At 76.4% G+C, this 12,230-nt stretch carries 11 protein-coding genes and 1 pseudogene; 6 read left to right on the forward strand and 6 right to left on the reverse strand.

From position 1 onward, the window contains the following. Nucleotides 1–150: 150 nt before the first annotated feature. Nucleotides 151–1,146: an EamA family transporter RarD gene (gene rarD, locus NP064_RS13905; protein WP_227570271.1), complete on the forward strand. Its 996-nt coding sequence runs from the start codon at nucleotides 151–153 to the stop codon at nucleotides 1,144–1,146. On the opposite strand, the gene NP064_RS13910 is transcribed toward rarD, so the two are convergent. Genes NP064_RS13910 through NP064_RS13920 form a run of 3 tightly spaced genes read right to left on the reverse strand, consistent with a single transcriptional unit; the run spans nucleotide 1,122 to nucleotide 5,129 of the window. Further along, nucleotides 1,122–2,396, reverse strand: coding sequence for a S8 family serine peptidase (locus NP064_RS13910; RefSeq protein ID WP_227570270.1), 1,275 nt, complete (start codon nucleotides 2,394–2,396; stop codon nucleotides 1,122–1,124). The two genes, rarD and NP064_RS13910, sit on opposite strands and share 25 nt — an antisense overlap. After that, nucleotides 2,393–3,775 (reverse strand): type VII secretion protein EccB, encoded by a 1,383-nt coding sequence (gene eccB / locus NP064_RS13915; RefSeq protein WP_227570269.1) that lies wholly within the window; start codon nucleotides 3,773–3,775, stop codon nucleotides 2,393–2,395. Before eccB ends, NP064_RS13910 begins: the two co-directional genes overlap by 4 nt. A 4-nt stretch (nucleotides 3,776–3,779) precedes the next feature. Beyond that, nucleotides 3,780–5,129 carry an EsaB/YukD family protein gene (locus tag NP064_RS13920; RefSeq protein ID WP_227570268.1) on the reverse strand — a complete coding sequence of 450 codons (1,350 nt, stop codon included), beginning with the start codon at nucleotides 5,127–5,129 and terminating at the stop codon, nucleotides 3,780–3,782. A 289-nt stretch (nucleotides 5,130–5,418) separates the two neighbouring features. Between NP064_RS13920 and NP064_RS13925 the strand changes: the two genes are divergently transcribed. From NP064_RS13925 to NP064_RS13945, 5 genes are all read left to right on the forward strand, one after another. Next, complete coding sequence (locus NP064_RS13925) at nucleotides 5,419–5,730, forward strand: WXG100 family type VII secretion target (protein ID WP_227570267.1); 312 nt, start codon at nucleotides 5,419–5,421, stop codon at nucleotides 5,728–5,730. A gap of 26 nt (nucleotides 5,731–5,756) precedes the next feature. Then, entirely contained in the window at nucleotides 5,757–6,041 is a 285-nt protein-coding gene (locus NP064_RS13930) for a WXG100 family type VII secretion target (RefSeq protein WP_227570266.1), read from the forward strand. A gap of 131 nt (nucleotides 6,042–6,172) precedes the next feature. After that, the gene (locus NP064_RS13935; protein WP_227570260.1) at nucleotides 6,173–6,529 is read left to right on the forward strand and encodes a hypothetical protein; all 357 of its coding nucleotides are present in this window, start codon (nucleotides 6,173–6,175) and stop codon (nucleotides 6,527–6,529) included. Further along, nucleotides 6,526–7,839 (forward strand): S8 family serine peptidase, encoded by a 1,314-nt coding sequence (locus NP064_RS13940; protein WP_227570259.1) that lies wholly within the window; start codon nucleotides 6,526–6,528, stop codon nucleotides 7,837–7,839. Before NP064_RS13935 ends, NP064_RS13940 begins: the two co-directional genes overlap by 4 nt. Before the next feature lie 13 nt (nucleotides 7,840–7,852). Continuing rightward, nucleotides 7,853–9,370 (forward strand): hypothetical protein, encoded by a 1,518-nt coding sequence (locus NP064_RS13945; protein WP_227570258.1) that lies wholly within the window; start codon nucleotides 7,853–7,855, stop codon nucleotides 9,368–9,370. 55 nt (nucleotides 9,371–9,425) lie between these two features. On the opposite strand, the gene NP064_RS13950 is transcribed toward NP064_RS13945, so the two are convergent. The 3 genes and pseudogenes from NP064_RS13950 to NP064_RS13955 form a co-directional block, all read right to left on the reverse strand. Beyond that, nucleotides 9,426–9,548 carry a hypothetical protein gene (locus NP064_RS13950; protein WP_255624007.1) on the reverse strand — a complete coding sequence of 41 codons (123 nt, stop codon included), beginning with the start codon at nucleotides 9,546–9,548 and terminating at the stop codon, nucleotides 9,426–9,428. Between the two features lie 563 nt (nucleotides 9,549–10,111). Then, a pseudogene (locus NP064_RS16775) lies at nucleotides 10,112–10,756 on the reverse strand (hypothetical protein); the annotation flags it as partial. Between the two features lie 31 nt (nucleotides 10,757–10,787). Further along, nucleotides 10,788–12,155 (reverse strand): hypothetical protein, encoded by a 1,368-nt coding sequence (locus NP064_RS13955; RefSeq protein WP_227570257.1) that lies wholly within the window; start codon nucleotides 12,153–12,155, stop codon nucleotides 10,788–10,790. Between the last annotated feature and the right edge of the window lie 75 nt (nucleotides 12,156–12,230).

Consider the following 12,230-nt stretch of genomic DNA (forward strand, 5'->3'; position numbering starts at 1 on the left):
CCAGTGTACGGCGGTGACCAAGGCAACCCTCAGCCGGTCGCCACGATGCGGACGGAACGGACATCGCCCAGCACGCCGCCGCCTCCCGGCGATGCCGCGCGCATGGGCTGGGCGGGCGTCGTCGGGCCGCCGATCCCCTAAGTTCGGGTCGTGAGCCCTGAACCCGCGACCACCGCCCCGGACCGGGTCGGACTCGCCACCGGCGTCGCCGCCTACCTCCTGTGGGGCATGCTCCCGCTGTACTTCCCGCTGCTGCAGCCCGCGGGCGCCGTCGAGATCATCGGCCACCGGATCGTGTGGTCGCTCTTGTTCTGCCTGCTGCTGCTGGCGGCGACCCGGGGATGGGGGCCGTTCCGCGCGGTGCTCCGCTCGCCACGAAGCGTCCTGCTGCTCCTCGCGGCCGCCACGCTGCTCGCCGTCAACTGGCTCGTCTTCGTCTACGGGGTGCTCTCCGGGCAGGTCGTCGACGCCGCGCTCGGCTACTTCATCAACCCGATCGTGACGGTCGCCCTCGCCGTCGTGGTGCTCCACGAGAGGGTTCGGCGCATCCAGTGGGTCGCCCTCGCGATCGCGGCGACAGCGGTGGTGGTCATCACCATCGGCAATGGCCGGCTGCCGTGGATCGCGCTCGCCGTCGCGGGCACCTTCGGGGTCTACGGGCTGCTCAAGAACCGCGTGGGCCGCACGGTCGGCGCCGTCCCCGGGCTCGCGGTCGAGACGCTCGTCCTGGCCCCCGCGGCGCTGGCCTACCTCGTCGTGCTCGAGGCCCGCGACGACGGGTCGTTCGGCGCGCTGGGCGGGTGGCACGCCGCCGCGCTCGCCGCGTCCGGCGTGGTCACCGCAGTGCCGCTGCTGCTGTTCGGCGCCGCGGCGCGACGACTGCCGCTCAGCGTGCTGGGGATGCTGCAGTACCTGGCGCCCATCCTCCAGCTGGTCGTCGGCGTCGTGGTGCTCCACGAGGCCATGCCGGCGGCCCGTTGGGCCGGGTTCGCCCTCGTGTGGGTGGCGCTCGTGATCCTCACCGTCGACGGCGTGCGCCAGCACCACCGTCAGGCGGGTGTGGCCCTCGCGCTGGCCGCAGCCGAGGCGCCGGGCGCGGGGAGCGCGGCGGAACCGCCCGATCAGGACGAGGACGCTTTGGCCTGACGCCGCCGGGTCCCGCCCAGACGCGCCGCGAGCACCGCGAGCAGCACTGCCGTCAGGCCGCCGAGCGTCCACCACGCGCCCACGCTGCGGGTCGTGGCGAGCGGGTCCGCGCGCACCTCGACCATGACGTGCTCGACGGCGTCGGACGCCGCGGGGGGACGGCCGTGCACCGGGCTCACGGGTCCGGCGGCCGAGCCGTCGTCCACGAACGCGAGGGCCTGGTCCGGGCGGATCAGGCCCCAGCCCATCTGGTCGTCGCGCTCGCCGGGGTGCACGCGGGCGGCCGTGACCTCGAGGCGGTGCCGCCACTGCGCCGGGGTCTCCTCGGGGTAGCGCTCGACGAGCAGGGCCGCCGCGGCGCTCACATACGCCGTGGCGAAGCTCGTCGACGCCAGGTCACCCGCGAGCATGCAGTCCCCCGCCGCGTGGTACGTGGTGAGCACGTTCGTGCCCGGCGCCGCGACGCCCACGTGCGCGCCGCGCACTGAGCCCTCGGCGACCTGGTCCGCGTCGTCGACGGCCGTGACCGCGAGCACCTCGGGGTACGCGGCGGGGTACCGCGGGCCGTCCGCCACGCCGGCCGCTGCGCCCGCCGCTGCGCCGGACGCCGCGCGGTTGCCGACACTCGCCACGACCAGCGCCCCCGCCCGGGTCGCGTCCTGCACCGCCGCCCGCAGCTCTGGGGAGTCCTCCGTGGTGCTCATGGACACGTTGACGACCCGGGCTCCATGCTCCGCGGCGTAGCGGATGCCCGCCGCGACCCGGTCGGCGCGAGGGCCGACCCCGTCCCGCACGGCCTGCTCGTCGTCGGCGACGAACACCCGCACCGGCAGCACCATCGCCTCGGGGGCCAAACCCACGACGCCCGAGCCGGGCACCGCGCGTGCCGCGATCTGCCCGGCGACCGCGGTGCCGTGCCCATCGGTGTCCGTGAGCCCCGCGGGGTCGCCGTCCGCGCCCACCAGGTCGACTCCGGGAAGCACCGCGTCGGCGAGGTGCGCGTTGCCCGCGTCGACCCCGGAGTCGACCACGGCGACGACCACGCCCGCGCCCGTCGCCGTGCGCCAGGCCGCCTCGCTCGCGAGCCGGGCGAGCGCCGGCGGCGCGTCGGGCACGTACATCGTGGTCCCGGGGGCACACGCAACCTCCGCGGCCACCGCAGCGGAGCCCTGCGACACGACGCCGCCCGCGGCGACGATCGCGACCAGCCCGACGACGAGGTGGGTGCTCCGCCGGGCGCCCGGGGTCACGAGCCGTGGGCCGCGACGACCTCGGTCGCCGCGGCCGCCTCGGTCAGCGCCGGGCCGACGGCGAACAGCCCTGCCCACGCGGGGGGCACGGTCACGACCGCGTCAGGGGTGTACCCGAGCCGGGCGAGGATCTCGTCGTTCGCGTCGGGCACCGGGAACGCCACGCCCGACTGGTCGACGAGCAGCACCTGGGACGTGGCCCCTGCGGCCCCCTGGGCCCGCACGAGCGCGCCACCGCCCGCCACCACCCGGACGCCGAGGCCGGTGACCGGGTCCGTCGCCGCAGGAGGCGTCGGCATGGGCGTGGTCACCAGGTCGACCCCCGCGCCATCTCCTGTGGCCAGCCGCGCGCACGGCGTCTCGTCGGCGCCTACCGCTGTTGGCAGCTCGAGCGGCCAGTCCGCCGGGGCGACCGGCCGGGCCGCGGTGCGCACGTTCGCCACCTGCGCCGCGCTCACGGTGATCTCTGGCCCCGTCGAGGCGCCCGACCCGAGCTGGTACAGCGGGTAGGCCAACGGGCTGAGCGCCGCCAGCTCGCCCTGCGCGTCGACCACGTACCGGGTGCCGCCCTCCGCCGCGCCCGCGACCACCACCACCGAGCCGACCACCGCTCCCCCGGGCAGCACGACGCCGAGCGGCGCTGGATCCCCGGCTCCGGGGATCTCGAGCGGCGCCAGGTCGGCGCCGGGCGCGAACAGCCCGAGCCACCCCGCGGGAGCCTCGAGCGGCGTGCCCGACTCGAGCTCGAGCGCTCGGCGCACCGCCGCGACGTGCTCGTCGGGGACGAGGTACCTGTAGCCGCCCGCGACCACGTACAGGTCGCCCGCGACGGTCACGAGCGAGGCCCGGGGCGGGTCGCCCGAGGCGTCGGCCGTCAGGGGGAGGTCCGCGCCGAGCAGCGTCGTCGCGGACCCGTCACCCGCCGCGCACGAGAGCCAGCCGGTCGGGACGAGCCGGGACGCCGCGGGCAGCGAGTCAGGGGCGCCGGCGATGCCGATCGTGGGCCCGCGCGGCGTGTCGACGATGTCGCTGTCCTTGACCGTCACGACCTTGAACGCCTGCGACGGGATCACCAGGCGCGCGCTCGTCGTGTTGAGCACCGGGTAGAGCGTGCCGTCGACCGCGACGTACCTGCTGCCGTCCGCCTTCACGAGCACCAGGGAGCTGTCATCCCACCCAGAGGGCAGGCTCGGCGCGAGGAGCCCGAACGCCCACGAGCCGGCCACCAGCAGCACTGACAACGCCACCCCCGCCGCCACACCTCGCAAGGGCTTGGTGGGCTCGAGCTCCTGGCCGCCGGGCGCGCCGCTCACGAATGCCGTGAGCAGGCGCCGGCGGCTGTAGGTCTGCGCCTCGACGAGGTCGCGCTTGGAGGCCACGGGCTCAGACCACGCCAGCGGCGGTCAGGGCGACGGGGAGCAGCAGCGCGAGGAACAGCAACTCGCCGGTGTCGGCGAGCCGTCCCAGCCACAGCCGCCGGCCAGGGCTCACCAGTCCCAGCGCGACGACGATCGCGGCGAGCAGCCCCGCGGCGCCCGCGAGCCCGCCGCGCCAGCCGGGGTGGACGAGCGCGGCCGCGAGGGCGGTCGCCGCCAGCCCTGCCACGCCGACGGACACGACCAGCAGGACGTCGGTGCGCGAGGAGGTCTGGCGGACGCTCAGCAGCAGGCCGCAGTAGCAGAGCACGAGCAGGATCGTCCCGGCCACGCCCGTCCCGACGATCGCGGGTGTCGCCACGAGCGCCAGCCCGCCGACCGCGGCGCGCAGCGTGAGCTGCAGGCGGTGGCCGGTGGCGTACTGCTGGCGCACCACGGCCGGGTCGACCTCGACCGGGTCGAGCAGGATCTCGGCGTCCGAGCGGGCGGTGACGACGCGCAGCGGGGTGCTCGACAACGCGAGCCACGGCACCCCGATCGAGCAGGCGACCACGACCGCGACGACGACGGCCAGCACGGCGCCCGGATCAGCGCCCATCGCGGCGACGACCGTCCCGCTCGCGGCCAGCGCCAGGCCGACGAGCATCGGCCCGACGCACAGCTCGCGGCGGTCCGGCATGGCCAGCAGCCCGATCGCTCCCGAGGCGAGCAGCCCTGCCCCGGCGAAGGCCGTCGACCACCCCCAGGTGGGAGGCCCGTCGAGCGCGGTCAGCCCGGCGACCGCGCCGAGCACCGTCGCGGTGAGGACCAGCACGCGGCCAGCGCCGGGCTCAGCGCCCACCCGCCCGACCACGGCGCCTGCCACGAGCACGAGCACGCAGCCCACGGCCGCCAGGACCGGCGGGAGCAGAGAGGCCGGGTCGGCGCCCACGAGGAGCGCTGCCGCCGCGAGGAGCAGCGCCACCGCGGCGCCGGCCGCGCTCCGTGCGCTGTCCTGCGCGGTCCACGGGGCGTGGTGCGCCTCGACCGCGTCTGCCACCGCCTCCACCACGTCGTCGTACACGCGGGGCTCGGCCCGGGTGGCGCCCGCCTCGAGGGTGAGCACCGCGCCGTCCTCGACGCCCTGCGCCACGAGGCTCCGCGCGGAGTCGACGGCTCGGCCGTCGGCCCGCAGCAGGCGGTAGCCGCCGTAGACGGTCGCGGCGTCGAGAAGGCCGAGGGTCCGCGCCAGCCCGGGGATCAGCTCGGCGACGGGGACGCTGCCCGGCGCGCCGAGGTCCGCGCGGCGGTCGTCGGCGACGACGGACAACCGGACGAGCGTCCCGACAGGCGTCAGGGACGAGGTCAACTCGGTCATCCGTGTCCTTCGGTCCAGGCCACCGGCCGCGTGAGGTCGGAGGTGAGCATAGCCACGCGGGGGCCTCCGCCGGCGGCCCGTCCCCCGGTTGCGCGGCCCGTCCGCGTCCCGGGCCGGAAAGCGACGACAGGCGGTGACCCGATTGGGTGATTGCGCCGACCTGGGACGAATGCGACGCCAGCCTCCACTACGGTTCCCGTGTCACCGACGCACGTCCGTGACGGCGTCGCCGCTCGGTGGTGCTAGAGGTCCGGCCTCCGCAATGGGGTCGTGTAAACGGGAGGTGACGATGGCGGTCGAGGTTTCCGCTGCCGACGGTGCGCTCAAGCAGGGCGCGACCGCGGTCGCTCAGTCCAAGGCAGACCTGCAGCGCGAGCTCTCCGCGCTCGAGGGCAAGCTCGCCGGGATCGGCTCGCACTGGCAGGGCCAGGGCGCGGTCGCGTTCAGCGCCCTGATGGCCAGGTGGCGCGAGGACGCGCAGAAGATCGTGCGCGCGCTCGACGACTTCGAGGCGAACCTCGTGTCGTCGCAGTCCACCTACACCGCCGCGGACGACGCCCAGCAGTCGGCCATGAGCCGCCTGCAGGGCCGGCTCGGCTGACCCGCGCGACGAGAGGAACGACGACGATGAGCAACCTCAAGGTCAACTTCGGCGGTCTGCAGACCGCTGCCGCCGACATCGCCTCGGGCGCGAACCAGATCGAGAGCCGCCTGGCGGACATGGACCGCTCGCTGCAGCCGTTGCGCGCCAACTGGACGGGCGCCGCCTCCGAGTCCTACGAGGCCTCGAAGGCCTCCTGGACGGCGGCCATCACCGACATGAAGGCCCTCCTCGCGGACATCGGCCGCGCGGTCGCGGTCTCGGGTGAGGACTACCAGGCCACCGAGCGGGCGAACGCCCAGCGCTGGTAGTCGACCCGCGCGCCGCAGGGCGCGCACCACTGCACCACGACGTGCGCCGCGCCGCCATCCCCTCAGGGCTGGCGGCGCGGCGCACGTCGAGCACATCAGCCCCCGGTGCGGGGCGGCGACGAGGAGACGGCATGGCAGGCGAGATCGAGCTCGACAGCGAGGTCCTCACGGCACGGCTCGCGCGGCTGACGTCCATCCTGGACAACCTGGAGATCCTCCAGGGCGCGGTCGCCGAGATCGGCGGCAGTCAGGACACGAGCCGGTGGTCCGCGGCCCCTGGACCCGACGACTTCGCGCGGTCGCTCGCCGCCTCGCTCGACGACGCGCGGCGGTACATCTCGCGCCTGCACGCGACCATCGACAAGCAGATCACGGGGCTGCGCACCAGCGCCTCGTCCCTCCTCGCGCAGGACGAGGCCGCGGCGGCCTCGCTGACGGCGGCGGCGAACCGGCTGTCCGGGCTCCAGGGCCGCATGGTCCCGATGTGATCCGGTCAGTCGAGACCCGGCGGCCGCTGCGCCGCGGCGCCGTCGCCCTGCTCGCCCTGGCCGCGCTGCTGGCGACCCCCGCGCCGGCCACGGCGGCGGACGCTGGCGACGGCCTGTGGTACTTCACCCAGACCGGGATCGCCGAGGCCCATCAGCACACCCGGGGCGAGGGCATCACGATCGCCGTGCTCGACGGACCGATCAACGCGGCCGTCCCCGAGCTCGCGGGCGCGAACCTCACCGTCCGCGAGCCCGCGTACTGCTCGAGGACCGCCGGCGGGCCGCCCATGGACACGCAGAGCACCGACGCAGACGCGACCCACGCCACCACGATCGCCTCGCTGCTCCTCGGGAGCGGCGCGGGGGCTGCCGGCCAGGCGGGCGTCCTCGGGGTGGCTCCCGGCGCGCAGGTCCTCCACTACGTGGTCAACTTCGACGGCGACCGTGCCCGGGCCCTGGCGTGCCTCCACGTCGGAGGCGCCGACACGGGCGACATCGTGGCGACCGCGATCGACCAGGCGGTGGCCGATGGCGCCGACATCATCAGCCTGTCGTTCAGCGCCCACGCCACCGACGACCTGGTCGACGCGATCGCCGACGCCCAGCGGGCGGGCGTGATCCTGGTGGCGGCCGTGCCCAACGGAGATTTCGAACCCCACAACTCAATCCTGGAGAGTGCGAACGGCGTCGTGGCGGTCGAGCGGAGCGACGTGAACGGCCGGTCTGCCACGGAGACCTTCGAGCCGTCCCCGTGGATCACGGTCGCCGCCCCCGGGCAGGAACTCCGGGCACTCGTGCCCCCGTGGGAGAGCTACGCGCTCACGTCAGGAACATCCTTCGCGACTCCATACACCGCGGGGGTGCTAGCCCTCGCGTGGTCCGTCTACCCCGACGCGACCGCAAACCAGATGATCCAGTCCCTCATCCGTAACGCCGGGCCCGACGACCAGGAGCCCACCCGGGACGCGCACCTGGGCTACGGCATCGTCAGCATCGAGCGCATGCTCGCCCATGACCCGACCGCCTACCCGGACGAGAACCCCCTGCTCCGCGACGACGCCGAGCCGTCGACCGCCCAGATCCTCGGCGAGCCCGCGCCCGGTGACGACTCGACCCCCGCACCGCTGGCGGACACGCAGGACACCGCGAGCCCCGGGAGCTCACCGGGTCCGCTGCTGCTGGCGGCGGCCGGCGTCCTCGGGCTGCTCGTGCTCGCCGGCATCGCGCTCGCCATCGTGCTCACCCTCCGTGCACGACGCCGCTCCGCGCAGCCCGCGTCGCCGCCACCGACCCCCGGCCCGTGGGCCTGAGAAGGGACCCCTGATGGGACAGCACGCCGACGAACTCGCGCTGACGCTCCAGGCGCAGCTCGACGCGATCACCCAGGACGCCACCCGGCTGCGCTTCGCCGCGTCCGCCCTCGACTCGATGGCGGACTCGATCACAGCGATCGTGGGCGACCTCGGCATCACCGGGGAGATCGCCGACGCCTCAGAGGCCGACCTCACTGTCCTGGTGAGCCAGATGCGCACCACGGCCGACTCGATCACCGGCGCCCAGAAGGCAGCCGAGCAGGCCCGGGCCGCGGTCGCCGCCGCACAGGAGGCGTACCACGCCCTGCCCGACGGCAAGCTCACCTTCGCCCAGCGCGCGGCGCTGACGGCGGGCGGCACGATCGCCATCCCCGGCGTCGGCGCCGTCGCGGCGACCGTCGCCGGAGAGATCTGGTCCAACCAGCGCGAGAAGGACCGCGAGGCCGCCGCGAAGAAGGCGCTGGCCAACCTCGCCACGGCGACGGCCGACGCCACGTCCGCCCTGATGGTCAGCAAGGGGGCCGAACCGCCCACCCCCTTGCCGCTGGCCGCCGCCGCGCCTCCTGCCGAGCAGGGCTCGCCCACGGGCCCAGCCCCGACCGGCCTCAGTCGGCGGCCCGGCGCGTCCGGCGTCCCGGCGTTGTCGGCTGCCGGGGCCACGGCCGTCGCAGCTGCGGGCGTGACCCCTTGGACCACCGACAGGGACTCGACGGTCCCGCCCGCCCCTGTCATCGGAACCCCCAGCGGCGGCGGCGCCACCACCATCGGCGGGGTCGTCGTCAGCGGCGGGACCACCGGCGGGGCCTTGCCGTCGCCTGGTGGCACGACCACCGCGGACGGCACGGTGAGCGGCTTCGTGCCCGGTACGGGCGCCACCGGCACGGGGCTCGGAGCGGGCGGCACCCCGGGCATCGGCGGGCTCGGCGGGAGCGGGCACGGCGCCGGGCTCGGTGGCTCGGCGGCGGGGGCTGGGGCGCTCGCCGGCGGCCTGGCCGTGGGTGGCGCAGCGCTCGGCGCGGCGGGCGTCGGCAGGCTCGGTGGAGCCCCGACTGCCCTGGGCGCGGGCGCCGGGAGCCTCGGCGGCAGCCTGGGGGTCGGCGGCGCCCCGGGGATCGGGATGACGGGCGCGGCCTCGGCTGGCGGCGCGGGCACGGCCGGTGGCACGTTCCTCGGCGGCGGCCAGGGCGCCGCCACCGCGGGATCGCGGTCGACGGCGGGCGTCTCGGGTTCGAGCCTCACGGGCGCCACCGGGCGGTCGGGCCTGGTCGCCGGCTCGTCGATGACCGCGTCCACGACACCCGGCGCCGGGCAGGGCTCGACGATGATCGGTCCTCAGGGCGCGGGAGCGGGCGCCGCGGGCGGCTCCGCGAAGTCCCGCCGCACCACCTCGGCGGGCTACATCGCACCCCAGTTCGACGATGAGGACGCCCCGGCTCCCGCCACGCTGACCGGGCGGGCGCGCGCGGGCTCCCGCGACGATCTCCCCGCAGCCCCGGAGCCGGACCTCGAGGCCGACGAGACGTGGTGAGCCGCGCCACGCCGCGCACGGCGCCGGCCCCGACAGCTGGCGGCGGCCGCCCTCGCTAGCGCGTCGCGGGCCGGACCGTGAAGGTCCGGCTGCCGATCTGCACCGTGGCCCCGGGGGGCACGGTGACCCGGCGGTCCGTGGGCACCACGACCGTCGGCCTGCCCGGGACCAGCAGCACGGTGCCGTTCCCCGATCCCGCGTCGGAGATCCAGAAGCCAGTGCCGTCGATGCCGGGGCGTGGGTCCGTGAGAGCGAGCGGCCCGGGTCGTCGACCTGCACGACGTGGTCGCAACGCTCGTCGGGCGAGACCCGCGGCGCACGGCCGATGACCCCCGGCCCGAGCACCACCGTCGACTCGCCGCTGTCGAGCGTGAGGACGAACCCGGCGGGGGCCGGCACGGCGGGGGCGGGCACGGCGGGTGCGGGCACGGCGGGTGCGGGCGCAGCAGGGCTGGCCACGACCTCGTGCGGCAGGGCTGAGCGCGCGCTGCCGACATCCGGCAGCTCGTGACGGTCCGGGAGGCTGGTCCTGCCCCCGGCCGTCCCGTGGCCGGCGGCGTCGGGCCGCAGCCGCGGCTGGGCCTGGGTGACCGCCGACGCCGTCGGAGGCTCTGACACGCGTGGCTGCGAGGACTGGACGGCGCTGACGGCCGGACCGGTGACCTCGTGCGTGGCCGGCGGCGGCGCCGGGGCGCGGCGAGGCGCCCGCACGTCGACCACCACGGTCCGCGCGGCGCGGTCATGCCAGCCGCGCACGCGCCCGGTGGGGTCGAAGGCGCCGGAGGCCACGACGAGCCATTGCCCGACGCCCAGGCCGAGGTGCCCGGCGCCGAGCACGAGGGCCCGACGGGTCGACCGGCCCGAGCCTGCGGCGTGCGGCGACTCGACGCGGGCGGTGCGAAGCCCGACCAGGAGGTTGCCGAACGACGCCCCCGTGCGCCCTTCCCACACCACGATCCCGATCACGAGCTCGACTCCGGCCAGCGCCGTCAGCACGATGCTGCGGGTCAGGACGAGGACCAGGGCGCACACCGCGGTGACCACCAGCGCGTCGACGGCGTAGGCGAGGAGCCGCTGGCCCACCCGGGCGGGCCTGACGCCGTCGAACTCAGGACCGAGGCTCACGGCCCGGGCGCCGGTCGGAGCAGGCCCGGCCTCGAGCCCAGCAGCCGAGCCCTGGGCGCGGCGCGGCGCGGCGGGCTGGGCGTCGTCGATGACGACCATGTCGGCCACGGCCACGACGACCGCGCTGCCGCAACCCGTGCAGAACCGGGCGCCGGCGTGCAGCGGGCGCCGGCAGCCCGCGCAGACTGCCCCCTGGGCGGTGCTGGTCATCGGCTCTCCCGGAGGTCGCAGGACGGTGAAAGGCCAGGGGTCCGCGGCCATGGCGGCGCGATCGGGCCGAGGGGCGTCATCGTCATCCGGACGCCGCCGCGCGGACCAGGGCGATCGCGTCGACAGCGACCAGGGCTGCGGGCAGTGCGAGCACCACCGCGAGCGACTCGATGCCGTCAGCGAACCGCGACGCGGCGACCGAGCGCCATCCGCGGCCCATTGGCAGGCTCGTGGCGGCGACCACGAGGCCCACCACCACGAGGACGGCCGCCGCGGCCACGGCAGGGGCGCCCCCGAGGTCGGTGAGGAGGACGGTCTCGAGCAGCACCGCGGCTGCGGCGAGGCGCGGCATGACACGGGCCGTGGTCCCGCGTGCGGTGCGGGGCAGCAGCGCGAGGGCGAGCGCGACGCAGGCCGCGAGCACCAGGCTCCCCCACCGCGCGGCGGCGCTGGGCGCCGGCGCCACGAGCACCACCGGCAGCAGCAGGGGGCTCACCAGCGCGACGAGCACCGTCCCCGAGTCCTTGCGCCGCTCGGCGCGCCCGACGGTCCGCTCGACCTGCTGCCAGGTGGCCCGTGGGGGCGCCGGACGACGCGGTCCGCGCACCGACAGGGCTGTTCGCGCGGTCAAGGTGAGGTCGACCAGCTGCTCGTCGGGCACCGTGATCGTCAGGCTGGGCAAGGCGCGCAGGCCGATCGGCGAGGCCCCCACGAGGACGGCCGCCGCGAGCGCGCCGGGAAGGCCGGCGAGCAGCGCGGCAGCAGCCACGGCAGCCGCGACGCCGAGGGCCACGAGCACGACGCCGGACAACTCGGCCGCGGCGGAGCGCGCCGTGCGGCTCACCGTGTGGCGCGCCGCGGCGACGGCCGCGGCCACCACCAGGCCGACGGCCACGCCGAGCTGGCGCCCGCCGGCGAGGGAGGGGTCGACGGCCAGGGCCCCGGCCGCGAACCCCAGGGCGGGCGCGGCGAGCGTCGCCGCGTCGGCCACCCCGCGGTCGCTCGATCGGGCCGCGACGAGCGCGACGGCGGTCAGGCCCAGGACGGCGGCGAGCGCCTGCTGCCCTCCCGAGCCGGTCAGCGCGGCCGGCATGGCCAGCAGCGCGGCGCCAGCGGCGACGAGCCCTCCGACGCCGCCGAGCACCACGAGCCCGGCCTGCGCGGGCGGGCGACGCGACACCACCCCGGAGGCCCTCCGCCCTCTCGGCTGGGGGTCGGCGGGGCGGACGACGTGCACCACGGCGCCGTCGGGCACGTGGGGCCCGATGCCCTCGTCGAGCGGGAGCGGGCGGCCCGAGGAGTCGAGCACGACCACGCCGGGCTGCCGAACGTCGACCCCCGCGGCCCAGAGCGCCGCCGCGAGGCTCACCTCGGGGGTGAGGGCTACGTCGAGCCGGTCGCCGCCGACATGGAGCGCGAGACGGACGAGCGGCGCGGCAGGTGCGCTCACGCCAACCTCCTCCGATGGGGGCCGGTCGACCCGGGCAGGACCGGCGACATGCTACTGGGGCGGCAGGCGTCCAGG

Origin of the sequence: Cellulomonas chengniuliangii, assembly GCF_024508335.1 — a bacterium.
GTDB lineage: Bacteria > Actinomycetota > Actinomycetes > Actinomycetales > Cellulomonadaceae > Cellulomonas_A > Cellulomonas_A chengniuliangii.

Excerpts from the sequence above, each read along its gene's own strand:
- NP064_RS13935 (WP_227570260.1), top strand. The coding sequence starts at position 6,173 with ATGGCAGGCGAGATCGAGCTCGACAGCGAGGTCCTCACGGCACGGCTC.
- NP064_RS13925 (WP_227570267.1), top strand. The coding sequence starts at position 5,419 with ATGGCGGTCGAGGTTTCCGCTGCCGACGGTGCGCTCAAGCAGGGCGCG.
- NP064_RS13945 (WP_227570258.1), top strand. The coding sequence starts at position 7,853 with ATGGGACAGCACGCCGACGAACTCGCGCTGACGCTCCAGGCGCAGCTC.
- NP064_RS13930 (WP_227570266.1), top strand. The coding sequence starts at position 5,757 with ATGAGCAACCTCAAGGTCAACTTCGGCGGTCTGCAGACCGCTGCCGCC.
- NP064_RS13920 (WP_227570268.1), bottom strand. The coding sequence starts at position 5,129 with ATGACCGAGTTGACCTCGTCCCTGACGCCTGTCGGGACGCTCGTCCGG.